Origin of the sequence: Pedococcus sp. NPDC057267, from assembly GCF_042668795.1 — a bacterium.
In the GTDB taxonomy this organism is placed as follows: domain Bacteria; phylum Actinomycetota; class Actinomycetes; order Actinomycetales; family Dermatophilaceae; genus Pedococcus.
In genome coordinates, this window is record NZ_JBHUYG010000010.1 from 19677 (window position 1) to 37394 (window position 17718).

The window sequence follows — 17718 nt, forward strand, 5'->3', positions numbered from 1 at the left end:
GGCGTGCGGGGTCAGTCCCGGGACTCGTCGACGAGGTCGAGGGCGAGGTCGAGGATCGGGCTGGAGTGGGTGAGGCCCCCCACCGACAGGTAGTCGACGCCGGTCTCGGCGTACTCGCGCGCCTCCCCCAGCGTCAGGCCGCCGGTGGCCTCGAGCTCGACCTGCTCGCCCGTCGCGCGGACGGCCTCGACGGTCTCGCGCAGCAGCGCGGGAGTCATGTTGTCGCACAGCAGGAACCGGGCACCCGCGTCCACGGCCTCGACCGCCTCGGCCACGGTGGTGACCTCGACCTGGACGGGGACGTCCGGGTGGGTGGCGCGCACCGCGGCATACGCCCTGGACAGCGAGCCGGCGGCGAGCTTGTGGTTGTCCTTGATCATCGCCACGTCGAACAGTCCCATGCGCTTGTTGGTGCCGCCGCCGGCCCGGACGGCGTACTTCTCCAGCGCGCGCAGGCCCGGCGTGGTCTTGCGCGTGTCGAGCACCGTCGCGCCGGTGCCCTCGAGCCGCCGGGCCCAGTCCCACGTGTGGCTGGCGACGCCGGACATCCGGCAGACGATGTTGAGCATGGTCCGCTCCCCGACGAGCAGGACCCGGGTCGAGCCGCGCAGCACCGCGACGACGTCGCCGGCGCCGACGAGGTCGCCGTCCTGGTGCGGGCAGTCGACCTCGAGCGGGTCCGCACCGAGGCGCCGGGCCACCTCCTCGAACACCAGCCCGATCACGGGGGTGCCGGCCAGGACGCCGTCGGCACGCGCGACGAGGTGGGCGGTGCTCACCTGGTCTGCCGGGATGGTGGCGTCGGTCGTGACATCGACCCCGTGCGGGCCGAGGTCCTCCTCCAGCGCGGTGCGGACGACCGCGAGCGCGGCCTCACGGGGGAACTGCAGGTCGGTCATGCGGGTGCCTCCGTCTTGACGGGCTCGTAGGTCGTGGTCACGACGCCGTCCCGTCCGCGGGAGGCCACGGTGTGGCCGCGCCAGCGGGCGTCGTCGAGGTCGGGGAAGTCGCCGCGGACGTGGCCGCCGCGGGTCTCCTCGCGCAGCGCCGCGACGGTCGCCAGGAGCTGGCCGACGTGCAGCAGGTTGGTCGTCTCCCACGACTGCGGGCCGGGTTCGGCGGACCCGTCCCGCAGGGACTCCTCGGCCAGCGCCGCCAGGTCCTCGGTGGTGGACGCGAGCGAGTCGGCGGTCCGCACGGCGCCCGCACCTGTGGTCATGGCGGTCTGCAGGCGGACGCGGGCTGCCTCGTCGAGCAGGGCCGCTGCGCCCGGGGGCCGGCCCGCCTGGCCGGGCGGCACCGGCGGCAGCTCGCCCGCGGCGAGCCGGGTGGTGAGGTCGTCGGCGATGCGCGAGGCGAAGACGAGCCCCTCGAGCAGGGAGTTGGACGCGAGCCGGTTGGCACCGTGGACGCCGGTGCACGACACCTCGCCGCAGGCGTACAGGCCCTCGACCGAGGTGCGGCCGTGCAGGTCCGTGCGCACGCCGCCCGAGGCGTAGTGCTGGGCGGGCGCGACCGGCAGCAGGTCGGTGGCCGGGTCGAAGCCGAGCTCGCGGCACCGGGCCACGATCGAGGGGAACCGGCGCTCGAGGAACTCCCGACCGAGGTGCCGGGCGTCGAGGTAGACGTGGTCGCTCCCCGTCTCGCGCATGCGCTGCGCGATCGCCCGGGCCACGACGTCGCGGGGGGCGAGGTCGGCCAGCGGGTGCAGCCCCTGCATGAAGCGCACGCCGTCGCCGTCGACCAGGACGGCGCCCTCGCCGCGCACCGCCTCGGAGATGAGCGGCTGCTGCCCGCTGGCGCCCGGACCGAGCCACAGCACGGTCGGGTGGAACTGCACGAACTCGACGTCGGCCACGGCGGCCCCGGCCCGCAGGGCGGCGGCCAGCCCGTCGCCGGTGGCCACCGAGGGGTTGGTCGTCGCGGCATACACCTGTCCGAGGCCACCCGTCGCGAGGACGACGGCTCGCGCGCGGGCGGCGCCGACGCCGTCGCGCTGCCCCTCGCCGATGACGTGCAGGGTGACGCCGCAGGCGCGCCCGCTCGCGTCGAGCAGCAGGTCGAGGACCAGCGCGTGCTCGATGACCTCGATGCCCGGGTCGTCCTTGACCTGGTGCAGGGCCGCGATCAGTGCGCGCGAGATCTCCTTGCCGGTGGCGTCGCCACCCGCGTGGGCGATGCGGTCGCGGTGGTGCCCGCCCTCGCGGGTCAGCTTGAGCTCGCCGGCCTCGTCGAGGTCGAACTCGGCGCCGAGCGCCACGAGCTCGCGCACCCGCTGCGGCCCCTCGGTGACGAGGGCACGCACCGCGTCGACGTCGCAGATCCCGACGCCGGCGACGAGGGTGTCGTGCAGGTGCTCCTCCGGGGAGTCGGCCGGGTCGAGCGCCGCCGCGATGCCGCCCTGGGCCCACTGGGTCGAGCCCTCGGAGAGCACGGTCTTGGTGACGAGCAGCACGTGGTCGACCCGCTGGCGCAGCCGCAGGGCCGCCGTGAGCCCGGCGATGCCCGAGCCGACGACGATGACGTCGGACTGCGCGGTCCAGCCCGGCTGCGGGGCGCGCAGGCGGCCGGGGACGCGGAGTATGCCGAGCGGCTCGGTGCCGGCCGCCTCGATGCCCGCCGCCCGGGTGCCGGCCGACTCCGTGGCGGGCGCGTCGCCCGGCACGGCGCCTGCCTCAGGCGTCATGGCCGCGGTGCGTGACGGCCGAGGTGTGCAGCCCGAACCCGTCGGGCACGTCGCCGGCGTCGTGCCCGACCTCGACGATGCGGTTCTGCCGGTCGACGAAGACGACCTGCGGCTCGAACGTCCGCGCCTCGGTGTCGTCCATCGCGGCGTACGCGATGATGATGACGGTGTCGCCGGGCGAGATCAGGCGGGCCGCCGCGCCGTTGATGCAGACGATGCCCGAGCCGCGCTCCCCCTCGATCGCGTACGTGGTGAGCCGGTTGCCGTTGTCGACGTCGACGACGTCCACCTGCTCCCCGGGGAGCAGGCCCGCCGCGTCCATGAGGTCGCGGTCGATGGTGAGCGACCCGACGTAGTGCAGGTCGGCCTGCGTGACGGTGGCGCGGTGGATCTTGGCGTAGAGCATGAAGCGCTGCATGTCGGGTCCTCGGTGAGTGCCGGCCGTGGTCGCCGTCAGGCCGGTGTGGCCGAGTCGACGTCGGAGAAGACGTCGAGCGCGCCGCCACCGGGGCCGACGGAGATGGGCATGTTGTCGATGAGCCGGGTGGTGCCGACCCGTCCGGCGACCGCCAGGAGCGCCTCGCCGCGGTACCACTCGGGCACGTCCTCCAGTGTCGTCGGGTGGACCAGGACGAGGTAGTCGATGAGGGCCAGTGGTTCGCGCACGAGCACCGCCCGGGCGGCGCGGCGCACGGCCGACGGGCCCTCCGGTGCGGCAGCCGCCCCGGCCCTGAGCGCGCGGGACAGGCACAGGGCGACCTCGCGGTCGGTCTCGGTGAGGTAGGCGTTGCGGCTGCTCATGGCCAGCCCGTCGGGCTCGCGGACCGTCGGGACCGAGACGACCCGGACGGGGAAGTCGAGGTCGCGCACCATCCGCCGGATGAGCAGGAGCTGCTGGGCGTCCTTCTGCCCGAAGTAGGCGCTGTCGGCCGCCGTGAGGTGGAACAGCTTGGCGACGACGGTCAGCATCCCGTCGAAGTGCCCGGGCCGCGCCTGCCCCTCGAGGACGGTGCCGAGCGGGCCGGCCGAGATGCGCACGCCCGGGTCGCCGTCCTGGTAGACGACGTCCGGTGTGGGGGCGAAGACGAGGTCGACCCCGGCGCTGCGGCAGATCTCCATGTCGGCGTCGAAGGTCCGCGGGTAGCGGGAGAGGTCCTCCTTGGGCCCGAACTGCAGCGGGTTGAGGAAGATCGTCACGATGACGTGCGCCGCCTCCTGGCGGGCCAGGCGGATGAGGGTGGCGTGGCCGTCGTGCAGGGCACCCATCGTCATGACCACGGCGACGTCGCCGTCACCGAGCCGGGACCGGGCGGCGCGCAGCTCGTCCCGCGTCCGCGCGACCACGGGCGCGGGAAGCTCCTCGGTGGCCCGGGGTGCGGTGTCCTGGTCGGTCATGGGCGCTCCTCGTCGCGCGCGAGGATCTCCAGCAGGGGCTCCGCGGCGTGGGGTCGTAGCCGTCCGGACGCCAGGGCACGCTCGGCGGTGGCCCGCGCGAGCGCGACGTACGTCGGACGGACGTCGGGGGTCAGGGTTCGCAGCTGTCTCAGGTGCTCGGCCACCGTACCGGCGTCGCCCCGGGCCACCGGCCCGGTGAGAGCGGCGTCACCACGGCGCAGGGTGTTGTCCAGCGCCGCCTCCACGAGCGGGCCGAGCATCCGGTCGGGCGAGTCCACGCCGGCGGCCCGCAGTGCCTGCAACGCCTGGGAGACGAGGGTGACGAGGTGGTTGGCGCCGTGGGCGAGGGCCGCGTGGTACATCGGCCGGGCCGCCTCGTCGATCCACACGGGCTCGGACCCCACCTCGACGACGAGCGCCTCGGCGACCGCGCGCAGCGGCTCGGGGGCGGTGATGCCGAAGCAGCAGTCCACGAGCCGGTCGAGGTCGAGCGCGGTGCCGGTGAAGGTCATCGCCGGGTGCAGGGCCATCCCCAGGACCGCCTGTCCCGCCGGCGCGAACACCTCGAGCCCGTGCCGTCCCGAGGTGTGCACCACGAGCTGGCCCGGCCGCCAGGCCTGCGTCGCGGCCAGCCCGGCGACGAGGTCCGCGAGCGCGTCGTCGGGGACCGCCAGGACGACCAGCTCGGCCCGCCGCACCACCTCGTCCGGGGGCAGCACCGGGGCGTCGGGAAGCAGCTCGGCGGCCCGCGCGAGCGACGCCTCGCTCACGGCCGACACGGCCACGACGTGGTGGCCGGCCCGCGCCAGCGCGGCGCCGAGGACGGAGCCGACGCGGCCGGCGCCGACGACACCGACCGTCAGGCGCGCCGGGCGCTCGTCGCTGGTCACGCGGCCCAACCTATCCCCGCGGGGGCACCGTGCGGGTCCTGCCCCCGACGACGCCCGCCGGCGGCCGGACGCCCTTCGGGCCCGACGTCCGTGGCCACGGCCCTAGGTTGGGTCCGTGGTGCGGACCTGGGCGGTGGCGTGGCAGGACGCGCTCTACGGACCGGGCGGCTTCTACCGCGCCCGCGGCGGCCCGGCAGCCCACTTCACGACCGCGACCCACGGCCCCACGGGCCGCGTCCTCGCCCGGGCCCTGCTGCGGCTCGCCGACGAGCACGGGCTCACCAGCGTCGTCGACGTGGGCTGTGGGGGCGGTGAGCTGCTGCGCCACCTGTATGCCGTGAGCCGCGGCGAGCGCCCCGGGGCAGCGCCCGTGGGCCTGGCCGGCGTCGACGTGGGGCCGCGCCCGGACGGCCTGCCCCAGGACGTGCGGTGGCTGGTCTCGCCCGGCGGCCCCGCCCTGCCCGACGAGCTCGGCGACCTGCGGGACGTCCTCGTCGTCGCTCACGAGTGGCTCGACGTGGTCCCGTGCACCGTCGCGGAGGTCGACGACGGCGGCATCCTGCGCGAGCGGCTCGTGGACCCGGCGACCGGGGCCGAGTCGTGGGGCGCCCCCTTGGCCGGGGAGGAGCTGGCCTGGGCCGAGCGGCACTGGCCGGCAACGGCACCCGGCGCGCGCGTGGAGGTGGGCCTGGCCCGCGACCGCGCCTGGGCCGGGCTCCTGGGACGCGTCAGGAGCGGCCTCGTGGTGGCGGTCGACTACGGCCACACCGCCGCGACGCGACCCGCGCACGGCACGCTCACGGCATACCGCCGCGGGCACCTCGTCGACCCCGTGCCGGACGGGACCTGCGACCTCACCGCGCACGTCGCCATGGACTCCCTCGCGCACGACGAGCTCGTCGACCAGCGCACCGCGCTGGCGCGGCTCGGCGTCGACGGCCGGACGCCGCCGTTCGAGCTGGCGCGGACCGACCCGGCCGGGTACCTGCGGGTGCTGCAGGAGTCGAGTGCGGCCGCGCAGCTCACCGCGCGCGGCGGCTTCGGCGACTTCCTCTGGGCGTTCAGCCGGCGGGGCTGACGACCAGTCGCTCGAACCCGCGCAGCACGAACGTCGGGCGCTGCACCGCCTCGACGAGCTCGAGCCGCGGGTGCCGGGCCAGCAGCGTGCGCAGCGAGATCGCGAGCTCGAGCCGGGCGAGCGGTGCCCCGATGCAGAAGTGGATGCCCGCGCCGAACGCCAGGTGCGGGTTCGGGTCGCGCGTGGGGTCGAACCGGTCGGGGTCGGCGAAGACCTCCGGGTCGCGGTTGGCGGCACCGAGCAGCGCCGCCACCTTCTCGCCGGGCTCGAGGTCGACGCCCGCGACGGACGCCTGCTCCTTGGCCGTCCGCTCGAACAGGTGCAGCGGGCTGTCGTGCCGCAGGAACTCCTCGACGAGGCGCTCGACCGCGGCGTGGTCGCGGGGGTCGACCTGCGGCCGGTCGGGTGCGGTCAGCCACGAGTGCAGGCCGTTGCCGAAGCCGTTGACGCTCGCCTCGTGACCGGCGTTGAGCAGCAGCACCGCGGTCGCCACGAGCTCATGGGCGGACAGCCGGTCCGAGCCGTCACGCGCCTGGACGAGGTCGGTGAGCAGGTCCTCCCCGGGCGCCTGGGCGCGCTCGGTCGCGAGCTCCTCGACGTAGGCCGCGAACGCCGCGGCCGCGTCGCGCGCCGCCTGCTCCTCGGCCGGCGTCCGGTCGACCTCGTACATGCGCACGATCGCCTGCGACCACGGCCGCAGGTGGTGCCGGTCGGCCTCGGGCACGCCGAGCAGCTCGGCGATGACGAGCACCGGCAGCGGCTCGGCATACTCCTCGATCACGTCGAACGGCCCGCTCTCCGGGAGCTGCGCGAGCAGCCCGGCGGCGAGCTCCTCGATGCGCGGCGCGAGCCGCTGCACGTGGCCGCGGCCGAAGGCGCCGGCCACGAGGCGGCGCAGGCGCGTGTGCTTGGGCGGCTCGCTGTCGAGGATCGAGTCGGCGTGCAGCCAGTTGAAGGTGCCCCAGTCGGCCTCGGGCGTGCGCGGGCCGAAGACACGGCCGAGCCGCCGGTCGCGCAGCACCGCCCCGGCCTCGGCGTGGCCGGTCGCGAGCCACGTGCCCATCCGGCTGTGCCAGGCGATCGGCGCCCGCTCGCGCAGGGCGGCCATCGCGGGGTAGGGGTTCGCGACCACGGCGGGGTCACCGAGGTCGAGCAGGTCGGCGGCGTCGAACGAGGACTTCGTGGGCACGGGAGCAGCCTGCCCCAGGAGGTCCGGCGCTGTCAGGCGGGTCCCCCGGGCGCCCGTCCGGGGCAGCGACCCGGCGCCGAGGCTGCCACCTGCCCGGTTTGGGCCCCGGGCCCGGTCCACGGCACACTGATCGCTGCTGAACCTCGAAAGGACCCCTGTCCCCATGACCTTCCAGCACCCTGCCCGCGCGGCCGTGGGCCTCACCGCCGCGGGCGCCGCGCTCGTCCTCGCCGGCTGCGGCGGCACCCCGAAGTCCGCGGACGTCACGGTGACCGTCACGCCGACCGTGACCGCCACGGGCGCCCCCGGCCAGGCGCCCGCCCCCAGCGCGACCAGCGACGTCAAGGGCCGCGCCTTCGACTACGGCACCGTCCGCAAGGTCTCGACCATCGCCGGCACCACGGTCATCGTGCTCGACCGCTGGACCTGGAAGGGCCTCGACGACGCCAAGCTCGCCCAGCAGGGCGTGCCCACCGGTCCCTTCACGGGGCCGGTGCCGTACGAGAACCAGAACGACAAGCTCGTCTACTCCATCCCGGTCGTCGCCGGTGCGCGGATCCTCGTCCACCACTGCGTGGCCAAGGACCAGCCCCTGCAGACCAAGTCGGCCGACGCCGCCGCGCTCGCCGCCCTGCCGGACCGCGAGAACACCGTGCTGGTCAAGCTCGACGACCAGGGGCGCATGGTCGCCGCGGACAACATCCCCGGCTGCCCCGGCTAGCAATCCCGGGCTGGCACCCCCCGCGGCGGGCTAGCCTGCAGGTCATGAGCACCACCGGCGACCAGCGCGAGCTCACCGTCGGCATGGGGGCGGGTGGCCTGGCCACCGCCGACATGGTGCTCAACATCGGCCCGCAGCACCCGGCGACCCACGGGGTGCTGCGGCTGCGGATCGTCGTCGACGGCGAGCGCATCGTCAGCGCCGACCCGATCGTCGGCTACATGCACCGCGGGGCCGAGAAGCTGTTCGAGGTCCGCGACTACCGCCAGATCGTCGTGCTGGCCAACCGGCACGACTGGCTGTCGGCCTTCGCCAACGAGCTCGGTGTCGTGCTCGGCGTCGAGCGGATGCTCGGCATGGAGGTGCCCGAGCGCGCGGTCTGGGCGCGCACGCTGCTCGCCGAGCTCAACAGGGTGCTCAACCACCTCATGTTCCTCGGCTCCTACCCGCTCGAGCTCGGCGCCATCACCCCGATCTTCTACGCGTTCCGCGAGCGCGAGGAGCTGCAGGCCGTCATGGAGGAGGCGTCCGGCGGCCGGATGCACTACATGTTCAACCGCGTCGGCGGCCTCAAGGAGGACCTGCCCGCCGGCTGGCTGGACCGGGTCGACCGGGCCGTGGCCGCGGTGCGGCGCCGCCTGCCCGACCTCGAGTCGATGCTCGTCGGCAACGAGATCCTCGAGGCGCGCACGCGCGGGGTGGGCGTCCTCACGCCCGGGACCATCGCGGCATACGGCGTCTCGGGGCCGATCGCGCGGGCGTCCGGCGTCGACGTGGACCTGCGCCGTGACGAGCCCTACCTGGCGTATGCCGAGCTGTTCGCCGAAGGCGGGCCCGGCCGGGTCGTGACGCGCACCGACGGCGACTGCCTGGCGCGGCTGGAGGTGCTGCTCGAGCAGGTGCACGTCAGCCTCGACCTCGCCGAGGCCTGCCTGGACCGGCTGCGGTCGCTGCCCCGCGGGCCGGTCAACGTCCGGCTGCCGAAGGTGCTCAAGGTCCCCGAGGGCGACCTCTACACCGCCACCGAGAACCCGCTCGGCTTCAACGGGTACTACCTGGTGTCGCGTGGGGAGAAGACGCCGTGGCGGCTCAAGCTGCGCTCGGCGTCGTTCAACAACGTGTCGGTGCTCGGCGAGGTGCTGCCCGGCAACCTCGTCTCGGACATGGTCGCCATCCTGGGCTCGATGTTCTTCGTCGTCGGCGACGTCGACAAGTAGCTCCTGCCGCCTCCTCGGCGCACTCCGGGCGGGGGTGAGCCGCTCAGCCGTCGCCGCGGCCCTCGCGCCGGGGCGGCTCGCCACCGTCGTCGATGCGGCACATCCGCTGCGTCAGCATGCCCGCGACCGCGAGCAGGGCGGCGGCCAGGCAGACCGTCAGCAGCCGCCACAACGCGTCGCGGTAGCCGGGCAGGTCGATGTCGGCGACCGCGTGCGGGACCAGGCCGGCGTACCAGCCCAGGACGGCCGAACCGGTGAGCCCCGCGGCCTGGGCCAGGACGAGCGTCCTCGCGGCGCGGATCGGGCTGAGCGGCTTGGTGGCCCGGCCACGCAGGAAGCGGCGCACGGGCAGGCCCGCTGCCAGGACGAGGACCGCCATCAGGACCAGCAGCACGGCCGAGACCCACGACGGGGGGGACAGGAGGTGCCCGCGCCCGAGGTAGACCCGCCACCCCACGAACGACGCGAGCCCGACGACGAGCGCGATCGCCACGAGCTGCGACCAGCGCAGGCCCGTGCCCGAGTTCACCACGGGCCCTCCAGGAGGTCGACGTCGGGCCCCGGGCGCACGCCGGAGGTGTCGAGGCCGGCGACGACGTCCCCCACGCGGCGTACCTGCCCGTCGACGCGCAGGACCGCCTCGGGGTCGGCCTGTAGCCACGGCACGAGCACGAAGGCCCGCTCGTGGGCCCGGGGGTGCGGCAGGGTCAGGGTGGCGGTGTCCATGACCACGTCGGTGTCGAACACCGGGTCGCCGTACTGCACGAGGTCGAGGTCGAGCGTCCGCGGCCCCCACCGCACCTCGCGGGTGCGCCCGTGCTCGCGCTCGATGTCGTGCAGCCCGGCCAGCAGGCTGGACGGCGCGAGGTGTGTGGTGCCCGTGACGACGGCGTTCAGGTATGCCGGCTGCTCCGGGCCGCCGACGGGGTCCGTCTCGACGAGCCGCGAGACGGCCGTGACGTCGAGCAGGCCGTGCAGCGCGACCGCGGCGTCCTGGAGCGTCTCCACCGAGTCGCCGACGTTGGAGCCGAGGGCCACCACGACGGGGGTGCACCGTTCCCGGCTGACGACCACCTGCACGTCGCTGAACGGCACGCCCACCGGCGCCTCCGGCTTGTGCACCGTGACCTCGACGGCCTCGACGAGCGGGCGGGCCAGGACGCGGTCGGCGATGCGGGCCGCCAGCGCCTCGATGAGGTCCAGCGGCTCGCCCTCGACGAGCGCCACGACGTCGGCCGCGACCTCGGCGTAGTTCACCGTGTCGGCGAGGTCGTCACTCGACCCGGCGGGCGCGAGGTCGACGTCCATCGTCACGTCGACGACGAAGACCTGGCCGTCGCGCTTCTCGAAGTCGAGGACCCCGTGGTGCCCGCGCGCGGAGATCCCCTTGAGGACGATCTGGTCGCTCATCGGGGTCCCCGCGAGGTGGCGCAGCGACGAAGGAGCGGAGGACGTCGCGGGGTGATGTTCATCGTGCCTCCTCGACGGCCCGGGCGACGCGCATCGCGTCGAGGGTGGACGGCACGTGGTGGACGCGCACCCCCCACGCGCCGAGCCGGGCAGCGTGCATGGACGTGGCGGCGGTCGCCACGTCGCGGTCCAGCGGTTCGCGCGGCGCGCCGCCCTCGGGCACGCCCAGCCGGCCCAGGAACGCCTTGCGCGACGTGCCGACGAGCACGGGGTGGCCCAGGCCGAGCAGCTCCTCGAGCCGCGCCAGCAGGGTCCAGTTGTGCCCTGCGAGCTTGGCGAACCCGAAGCCCGGGTCGAGGACCAGCCGGTCCTCGCGCACCCCCTGCGCGGTGAGGGCGTCGACCCGGGCGAGCAGCTCGTCCCGGACCTCCCCCACCACGTCGTCGTAGGCGGCGCGCGACTGCATGTCGGCGCTGTGGCCGCGCCAGTGCATGACCACGAAGGGCGCGCCGGCGTCCGCGACCACGGATGCCATGCCGTCGTCCGCGAGACCGCCGCTGACGTCGTTGACCAGGGCCGCGCCGGCCCCGAGCGCCGCGGCCGCGACCTCGGCCCGCATGGTGTCGACCGAGACGACGGCCCCGTCCGCGGCGAGCGCGCGCACGACGGGCAGCACGCGTCGCAGCTCCTCCTCGACCGAGGGGCGCTGCGCGCCGGGCCTCGTCGACTCGCCGCCGACGTCGAGGACGTCGGCACCCTGCGCGAGGAGCTCGTGCCCGTGCGCGATGGCCGCATCCGGCTCGAACCACTGGCCGCCGTCGCTGAAGGAGTCGGGGGTGACGTTCACGACGCCCATCACGACGGGCAGGCCGTCGGGCCGCCGCAGCGGCCAGTCCCCGCGCGCCGGGCTCACCTGGCCCCCACGGCCTCACGGGCACCGTTGAGGCGCCCGAGCCGGGGCCAGACGAGGAACGCCTCTGCCTCCAGCGAGGCCAGCGCCACGCGGGGCAGGTCGCCCGCGGCGGGGTAGACGAGGAACCGGGGCTGCCACTGGGGCTGGAACTTGGCGTTGAACCGGTACAGGCTCTCGATCTGCAGCCAGCGCGAGGCGAACAGCAGCACCCGCCGCCACATCCGCAGGACCGGTCCGGCGCCGAGCCGCTCGCCCCGCTCGAGGGCCGAGCGGAAGGCGGCGAAGTTGAGCGACACCCGCCGCACACCGAGCTCGGGTGCCCGCTGCAGGGCGGTGGCGATCATGAGCTCGTTGACGCCGGCCTCCGCGGTCGAGTCCCGCCGCATGACGTCGAGGGACATGCCGTCGTCGCCCCAGGGCACGAACTGCAGGAAGGCGCGCACGACCCCGTCGTGCCGCGCCGTCACGAAGACGCACTCGGGGTCGGCCACCGGGTCGACGAGCCGGCCGAGGGCCATCGAGAAGCCGCGCTCGGTGTCCGAGGAGCGCCACGCCGAGGCATCCTTCATCGCCTCGTCTCGCACCCCCGGGTCGACGTCGCGCACGCGGGTGACGTCCACGGAGTACCCGGCGCGCTCGATCCGGCCCACCATCTGGCGCACGTTGCGCATGGGCCGGCCCTGCAGGGTGAACGTCGTCGTGTCGACCACGGCCTCGTCGCCGAGCTCGAGCGCGGTGAAGCCGGTCTCGCGGACCCACACGGTGCCGGCCTGCTCCGAGCAGCCCAGGACGGCGGGGGTCCACGCGTGGTTGCGCGCCTCCTCGAGGAACGCCTCGATCGCGCCCGGCCAGGCCTCCGGGTCGCCGAGCGGGTCACCGCTGGCGAGCATGACGCCGCTGACGACGCGATAGGCGACCGCGGCCTTGCCGGTCGGGGACCACACGACGGACTTGTCGCGCCGGGTGTTGAAGTACGCGAGGGAATCGGCGTGGCGCTGCATGAGCATGCGCAGGCGCTCGTCGTCGTCGTCGGTCAGCTCCGGGCGCGGTTCCGCAGGCCGGAGCGCGAGGTAGGTCGTCGTGAACGCCGTCATGAGGCCGAGCCCGAGCAGCAGCGAGCCCACGATGTCCTCGGCCCGGGAGTGGGTGAACTGCAGGGGCCCGCTCACGCCCACGGCGCCGTAGAGCAGCTCACGGACCAGGTCGCCGAAGGAGGGGAAGCCACCGACGATGTGGCGGCGGTTCATCCAGATCGCGGCGGTCCCGGCCAGGAACGACCCGGTGCCGAGCACGAGGAACGCGCGCACGGCCCGCCACCGGGTGCTGGGGTCGCCGAGGGCGTAGAACTCGCGGCGGTTGCGCACGAGGAGCGCGACCGCCCCCAGCGAGACGAGGGTCGACAGCGGCTCGACCTTGGCCGCGTGCAGCACCACGGAGACCCCGAGGAGCGCGACCGCGGCGCGCCAGGCCCGCCGCTTGCGGCGCTTGAGCGAGTGGCCCAGGACGAACAGCAGGACGCCGGCCACCACGGTCGCGGCGGCGGCGGCGTCGGACAGGGCGCCGGGGAGCACCTCGGTCAGCTCGAGCAGGCGGTGCCGCCAGCTGTGCAGCAGACCCGTCAGCAGGTCGAGCAGGCCGATGAGGTAGGTGAGGTTGCCCAGGAGGGCCGGCGCCTTGCTGGGCAACAGGATGCCGGGGAGCCGGGGGGTGGTGGTGCGGGTGCTCTCGCGACCGCTCACCGCTTGCCCCCGAGCAGCAGCGACATCGCCTCTGCCCGCGTGGCGGGGTTGCGCAGCTGGCCACGCACGGCGGAGGTTATGGTGCGGGACCCGGGCTTGCGGATGCCGCGCATCGACATGCACAGGTGCTCGCACTCGACGACGACGATCACACCCTGCGCCCCGAGGTGGGTGACGAGGGCGTCGGCGACCTGGGTGGTGAGCCGCTCCTGCACCTGCGGGCGCCGGGCGTACATCTCCACGAGGCGCGCCAGCTTGGACAGGCCCGTGACGCGGCCGTCCCGGGCCGGGATGTACCCGACGTGGGCGACCCCGTGGAACGGCACGAGGTGGTGCTCGCACATCGAGTACACCTCGATGTCGCGCACGAGGATCATCTCCTCGTGCTCGATCTCGAAGGTCTTGCTCAGCACCTCCGCCGGGTCGAGGGCGAGTCCGGCGAAGAACTCGCCGTACGCGCGCGCGACCCGGGCGGGGGTCTCGAGGAGGCCCTCGCGGTCCGGGTCCTCACCGATGGCGATGAGCAGCTCGCGGACCGCGGCCTCGGCACGGGCCTGGTCGACCACGTGCCGTGGCGTGTCTGGGGACATCGGGCCGGCGCCTCAGTGCTGCCCGCGACCCGGGTCGACCGGGTCGCTGCCGGGCGTCTCGATGACCTGGGTGGGTGGGTGCTCCTCGGTCGACTTCACCGCACCGGCCTCGGCCGCGCGGTCGATGGCCACGGCGGTGTGCCGGTCGGTGCCCGCGGACTCCAGCCCGCCGCTGCCGTTCTGCGCGGCCCGCTCGGCGGGGGTCAGCACCGGCGGCTGGTCGGACAGGAACCGGGTCTCGCTGGACATCCAGGTCGGGCGCAGCGGGCGCTTGCGCACCGGCGAGAACAGCTCGGCGAGCTCCTTGGCGTTGAGCGTCTCGTGCTCGAGCAGCTCGAGCACGAGGTGGTCGAGGATGTCGCGGTTGTCGTTGATGACGTGCCACGCCTCGTCGTGCGCGTTCTCGATGAGCTTGCGCACCTCCTCGTCGACGACGCTGGCGATCTCCTCGGAGTAGTCGCGCTCGTGGCCCATGTCGCGGCCGAGGAAGACCTCGCCCTGGCTCTGGCCGAGCTTGATCGCGCCGATCCGCTCGCTCATGCCGTACTCGGTGACCATCTTGCGGGCCATGCCGGTGGCCTTCTCGATGTCGTTCGCCGCACCGGTGGTCGGGTCGTGGAAGACGACCTCCTCGGCGACGCGGCCGCCGAGGGCGTACGCGAGCTGGTCGAGGATCTCGTTGCGGGTGGTGGAGTACTTGTCGTCGGTCGGCATGACCATCGTGTACCCGAGCGCGCGGCCGCGGGGCAGGATCGTCACCTTGGTGACCGGGTCGAGGTGGTTCATGGCCGCCGCGACGAGGGCGTGGCCACCCTCGTGGTACGCCGTGATCTTGCGCTCCTTGGCGGACATGATCCGGGTGCGCTTCTGGGGACCGGCGATGACGCGGTCGATGGCCTCGTCCAGGGCGTGGTCGTCGATGAGCTTCTTGTCGCTGCGGGCCGTGAGCAGGGCGGCCTCGTTGAGGACGTTGGCGAGGTCGGCACCGGTGAAGCCGGGGGTGCGCCGGGCGACGGCGAGCAGGTCGACGCCGCTGGCCATCGGCTTGCCCTGGGCGTGCACCTCGAGGATGCGGTGGCGGCCGATCATGTCGGGCGCCTCCACCGCGATCTGGCGGTCGAAGCGGCCCGGGCGCAGCAGCGCCGGGTCGAGGATGTCGGGCCGGTTGGTCGCCGCGATGAGGATGACGTTGGTCTTGACGTCGAAGCCGTCCATCTCGACGAGCAGCTGGTTGAGCGTCTGCTCGCGCTCGTCGTGGCCGCCGCCAAGGCCGGCACCGCGGTGGCGGCCGACGGCGTCGATCTCGTCGACGAAGACGATGGCAGGGGCGTTGGCCTTGGCCTGCTCGAACAGGTCGCGGACGCGCGAGGCGCCGACACCGACGAACATCTCGACGAAGTCCGAGCCGGAGATCGAGTAGAACGGGACGCCGGCCTCACCCGCGACCGCGCGGGCCAGCAGGGTCTTGCCGGTGCCGGGGGGACCGTAGAGCAGGACGCCCTTGGGGATCTTGGCTCCGACCGCGAGGAACTTGGCGGGCTCGGAGAGGAACTCCTTGATCTCGTGCAGCTCCTCGACCGCCTCGTCGACACCCGCGACGTCGGCGAAGGTGACCTTGGGCGTGTCCTTGGTCGCGAGCTTGGCGCGGGACTTGCCGAACTGCATGACGCGCGAGCCGCCGCCCTGCATCTGGTTCATGAGGAACCAGAAGATGGCCAGCAGGATGATGATCGGCAGCAGGGACCCGAGCAGGGCCAGGACCGGGTTGGTGTCCTTGATCTGCTGGTCGACGCCGCCGGGCGGCGGGTTGTCCTTGAGGAGCTGGATGAGGCCGGGGCCGGCGGCGTCCACGTACTGGGTGCGGACCTTGGTCGCGTCCTTGACGTTCTTGCCGTCCGAGTACGTCTGACCCTTCTTGAGGTCGATGTCGACGACCTCGTTGTTGGTGACGACGACGCGCTCGACCTTCTTGTCGGAGATGAGCTGCTGCGCGGCCGAGGTGTCGATCCGGGTGTAGCCACCGGAGTCGCTGAAGCTGAACACCGTCAGGGTGATCGCGACGACGGCCACGACCCAGAACAACGGGGCTCGAAGGATGCGCTTGAAGTCCATGTGTGTAGCGGGGCCGGCGGCCCCGTGCCTCCTGCTCGGTCACGCTTCGTGCCGTCACCCTGCTGGGCGCGGCGTCACCACGACGGTACTACGCGGTACCTCCGTGGTTCGTGCTGGTCAACGAGCCGGATGGCGGAGGTGTTCCGACGTCCGGCACGGGTCCTCGGTGCGTTCGCCTCAGGCGTACACGTGCGGGGCGAGGGTGCCCACGACCCGCAGGTTGCGGTACTGCTCGGCGTAGTCGAGGCCGTAGCCGACGACGAACTCGTTGGGGATGTCGAAGCCGACCCACTTGACGTCGATCTCGACCTTGGCCGCCTCGGGCTTGCGCAGCAGCGTGCAGATCTCCACCGAGGCCGGCGAGCGCGACTCGAGGTTCGAGCGGATCCAGGACAGGGTCAGGCCCGAGTCGACGATGTCCTCGACGATGAGGACGTGCTTGCCCGAGATGTCGGTGTCGAGGTCCTTGAGGATCCTCACGACGCCGGAGGACTTGGTGCCCGAGCCGTAGGACGAGACGGCCATCCAGTCCACGGGCGCGGTCCCCGGGAGCGCGCGGGACAGGTCGGCCATCACCATGACGGCGCCCTTGAGCACGCCCACGAGGAGCAGGTCCTTGCCCTGGTACTCGGCCCAGATCTCGGCCGCCAGCTCCTCGAGCCGGGCCTGGATCTCCTCCTCGGTGATGAGGACCTTCTCCAGATCTGCTCCCATGTGGGCAGCGTCCACGGCTCTTCTCCTGGGGTGTCAGCGACGCGGGTGTCGTGCGGGATGTCGTGCGGGGATGCCCGCCCTATTCAACCGGAGCCGGTGCGGCGATGGATACCCGACCACCGGATCGGGTGACCTGCAGCGGGCCCGGTGCGCTCACCGGGCCCTGCCCGTGCCAGTCCGTGAGCAGGGCGTCGCACGCGTCGGTGTGCCGGCTGCCGAGCTGGCCCCCGGGCGCACCGGCGGCCAGGAGCAGGCGCCGCCACACCCGGGTGCGGACCGGCCGCGCGAGCGCGGCGAGCGCGGCGACGTCCCAGGGGCCGGGGCCCAGCCGCGCCACCGCCTCGTCAGCGAGGCCGTCGAGCAGGTCGGCGTCCTCGCGCAGCTGGTCGGCCGAGCGCGCCAGGGCGGCGGCCACCCCGGGGCCCAGGTCGCGCTCGAGGTCCACGAGGGCGCGCCGGGCGCGCACGCGGGTGTATGCCGGGTCGTCGTTCATCGGGTCGTCCCACCACGCCAGCCCCTCGGCCCGGCAGGACGCCCGGGTCTGCTCGCGGGTGACGCCCAGGAGGGGACGGCGCAGGAGGCCGCGGGCACGCGGCATACCGGCGAGGGAGCGGGCGCCGGCGCCCCGGGTGAGCCCGAGGAGCACCTGCTCCGCCTGGTCGTCCAGCGTGTGGCCGAGGAGCACCAGCCGGGCGCCGTCGCGGGCTGCGGCGCCGGCCAGGGCGTCGTGGCGAGCGGCGCGGGCGGCGGCCTCCACACCCTCGCGGCCTCGGGGGACGTCCACCCGCACCCGGGAGACGGGGGCGAGGCCGAGCCCGTCACAGGCCGCCGCGGCCCGGCCGGCCACCTCGGCGGAGCCGGGCTGCAGCCCGTGGTCGACGACGACCGCTCCCCCACGCACCCCCAGCCTCGGCGCCTCGAACGCGAGCGCCGCGGCGAGGGCGAGGGAGTCGGCCCCGCCGCTCACGGCGGCGAGCACGACGTCGCCCGGGTCGCACTCGGCCAGCACCCCGCGCACGGCGACGCGGACCGCGGCGGTGGCGGGGTGGGGGCCGCTCACGACC

General features: G+C 74.2%; 17 protein-coding genes. 3 read left to right on the forward strand and 14 right to left on the reverse strand.

The genetic code is table 11. The annotated features are described in order from the left end of the window. Positions 1-11: 11 nt before the first annotated feature. Genes nadC through ACFUC1_RS04115 form a run of 5 tightly spaced genes read right to left on the reverse strand, consistent with a single transcriptional unit; the run spans position 12 to position 4971 of the window. Entirely contained in the window at positions 12-899 is an 888-nt protein-coding gene (gene nadC / locus ACFUC1_RS04095; RefSeq protein ID WP_379116885.1) for a carboxylating nicotinate-nucleotide diphosphorylase, read from the reverse strand. Beyond that, a complete protein-coding gene (locus tag ACFUC1_RS04100; protein WP_379116887.1) occupies positions 896-2686 on the reverse strand; it encodes an L-aspartate oxidase in 1791 nt (596 codons plus the stop codon). Before ACFUC1_RS04100 ends, nadC begins: the two co-directional genes overlap by 4 nt. Next, complete coding sequence (gene panD, locus ACFUC1_RS04105; RefSeq protein WP_379116890.1) at positions 2676-3104, reverse strand: aspartate 1-decarboxylase; 429 nt, start codon at positions 3102-3104, stop codon at positions 2676-2678. The genes ACFUC1_RS04100 and panD overlap by 11 nt, the downstream gene beginning before the upstream one ends. Before the next feature lie 35 nt (positions 3105-3139). Continuing rightward, entirely contained in the window at positions 3140-4081 is a 942-nt protein-coding gene (panC, locus tag ACFUC1_RS04110) for a pantoate--beta-alanine ligase (RefSeq protein ID WP_379116892.1), read from the reverse strand. Beyond that, entirely contained in the window at positions 4078-4971 is an 894-nt protein-coding gene (locus ACFUC1_RS04115; protein ID WP_379116893.1) for a Rossmann-like and DUF2520 domain-containing protein, read from the reverse strand. The genes panC and ACFUC1_RS04115 overlap by 4 nt, the downstream gene beginning before the upstream one ends. 115 nt (positions 4972-5086) lie before the next feature. Here ACFUC1_RS04115 and ACFUC1_RS04120 point away from each other — a divergent pair, with 115 nt between their 5' ends. After that, a complete protein-coding gene (locus ACFUC1_RS04120; protein WP_379116895.1) occupies positions 5087-6049 on the forward strand; it encodes an SAM-dependent methyltransferase in 963 nt (320 codons plus the stop codon). On the opposite strand, the gene ACFUC1_RS04125 is transcribed toward ACFUC1_RS04120, so the two are convergent. After that, complete coding sequence (locus tag ACFUC1_RS04125) at positions 6033-7238, reverse strand: cytochrome P450 (RefSeq protein ID WP_379116897.1); 1206 nt, start codon at positions 7236-7238, stop codon at positions 6033-6035. The two genes, ACFUC1_RS04120 and ACFUC1_RS04125, sit on opposite strands and share 17 nt — an antisense overlap. A 163-nt stretch (positions 7239-7401) precedes the next feature. On the opposite strand from ACFUC1_RS04125, the gene ACFUC1_RS04130 reads away from it, so the two are divergent. Both ACFUC1_RS04130 and ACFUC1_RS04135 read left to right on the forward strand, forming a co-directional pair. Continuing rightward, positions 7402-7959 carry a hypothetical protein gene (locus tag ACFUC1_RS04130; protein ID WP_379116899.1) on the forward strand — a complete coding sequence of 186 codons (558 nt, stop codon included), beginning with the start codon at positions 7402-7404 and terminating at the stop codon, positions 7957-7959. A gap of 44 nt (positions 7960-8003) precedes the next feature. Next, positions 8004-9176, forward strand: coding sequence for an NADH-quinone oxidoreductase subunit D (locus ACFUC1_RS04135; protein WP_379116901.1), 1173 nt, complete (start codon positions 8004-8006; stop codon positions 9174-9176). Between the two features lie 43 nt (positions 9177-9219). Here ACFUC1_RS04135 and ACFUC1_RS04140 read toward each other — a convergent pair whose 3' ends face one another. From ACFUC1_RS04140 to tilS, 8 genes are all read right to left on the reverse strand, one after another. Further along, positions 9220-9705 (reverse strand): DUF3180 domain-containing protein, encoded by a 486-nt coding sequence (locus tag ACFUC1_RS04140; protein ID WP_379116903.1) that lies wholly within the window; start codon positions 9703-9705, stop codon positions 9220-9222. Next, positions 9702-10586 carry a 2-amino-4-hydroxy-6-hydroxymethyldihydropteridine diphosphokinase gene (folK, locus tag ACFUC1_RS04145; protein WP_379116905.1) on the reverse strand — a complete coding sequence of 295 codons (885 nt, stop codon included), beginning with the start codon at positions 10584-10586 and terminating at the stop codon, positions 9702-9704. Before folK ends, ACFUC1_RS04140 begins: the two co-directional genes overlap by 4 nt. A 58-nt stretch (positions 10587-10644) precedes the next feature. Next, the gene (gene folP, locus ACFUC1_RS04150; RefSeq protein ID WP_379116952.1) at positions 10645-11442 is read right to left on the reverse strand and encodes a dihydropteroate synthase; all 798 of its coding nucleotides are present in this window, start codon (positions 11440-11442) and stop codon (positions 10645-10647) included. Between the two features lie 53 nt (positions 11443-11495). Then, complete coding sequence (locus tag ACFUC1_RS04155; protein ID WP_379116907.1) at positions 11496-13238, reverse strand: phosphatidylglycerol lysyltransferase domain-containing protein; 1743 nt, start codon at positions 13236-13238, stop codon at positions 11496-11498. Further along, entirely contained in the window at positions 13235-13828 is a 594-nt protein-coding gene (gene folE, locus ACFUC1_RS04160) for a GTP cyclohydrolase I FolE (RefSeq protein WP_379116909.1), read from the reverse strand. Before folE ends, ACFUC1_RS04155 begins: the two co-directional genes overlap by 4 nt. Positions 13829-13840: 12 nt before the next feature. Further along, complete coding sequence (gene ftsH, locus ACFUC1_RS04165) at positions 13841-15940, reverse strand: ATP-dependent zinc metalloprotease FtsH (RefSeq protein ID WP_379116911.1); 2100 nt, start codon at positions 15938-15940, stop codon at positions 13841-13843. A 177-nt stretch (positions 15941-16117) separates the two neighbouring features. Beyond that, positions 16118-16654, reverse strand: coding sequence for a hypoxanthine phosphoribosyltransferase (gene hpt / locus ACFUC1_RS04170; protein ID WP_379116954.1), 537 nt, complete (start codon positions 16652-16654; stop codon positions 16118-16120). Positions 16655-16733: 79 nt separating this feature from the next. Beyond that, positions 16734-17714, reverse strand: a complete 981-nt coding sequence (gene tilS, locus ACFUC1_RS04175) for a tRNA lysidine(34) synthetase TilS (protein WP_379116913.1) — start codon at positions 17712-17714, stop codon at positions 16734-16736. Between the last annotated feature and the right edge of the window lie 4 nt (positions 17715-17718).

What these genes read in the sequence shown, in the direction of transcription:
- nadC (WP_379116885.1), bottom strand. Translation starts at nt 899, where the DNA reads ATGACCGACCTGCAGTTCCCCCGTGAGGCCGCGCTCGCGGTCGTCCGC.
- ACFUC1_RS04100 (WP_379116887.1), bottom strand. Translation starts at nt 2,686, where the DNA reads ATGACGCCTGAGGCAGGCGCCGTGCCGGGCGACGCGCCCGCCACGGAG.
- panD (WP_379116890.1), bottom strand. Translation starts at nt 3,104, where the DNA reads ATGCAGCGCTTCATGCTCTACGCCAAGATCCACCGCGCCACCGTCACG.
- panC (WP_379116892.1), bottom strand. Translation starts at nt 4,081, where the DNA reads ATGACCGACCAGGACACCGCACCCCGGGCCACCGAGGAGCTTCCCGCG.
- ACFUC1_RS04130 (WP_379116899.1), top strand. Translation starts at nt 7,402, where the DNA reads ATGACCTTCCAGCACCCTGCCCGCGCGGCCGTGGGCCTCACCGCCGCG.
- ACFUC1_RS04135 (WP_379116901.1), top strand. Translation starts at nt 8,004, where the DNA reads ATGAGCACCACCGGCGACCAGCGCGAGCTCACCGTCGGCATGGGGGCG.
- folK (WP_379116905.1), bottom strand. Translation starts at nt 10,586, where the DNA reads ATGAGCGACCAGATCGTCCTCAAGGGGATCTCCGCGCGCGGGCACCAC.
- folP (WP_379116952.1), bottom strand. Translation starts at nt 11,442, where the DNA reads ATGGGCGTCGTGAACGTCACCCCCGACTCCTTCAGCGACGGCGGCCAG.
- folE (WP_379116909.1), bottom strand. Translation starts at nt 13,828, where the DNA reads ATGTCCCCAGACACGCCACGGCACGTGGTCGACCAGGCCCGTGCCGAG.
- ftsH (WP_379116911.1), bottom strand. Translation starts at nt 15,940, where the DNA reads ATGGACTTCAAGCGCATCCTTCGAGCCCCGTTGTTCTGGGTCGTGGCC.
- hpt (WP_379116954.1), bottom strand. Translation starts at nt 16,654, where the DNA reads ATGGGAGCAGATCTGGAGAAGGTCCTCATCACCGAGGAGGAGATCCAG.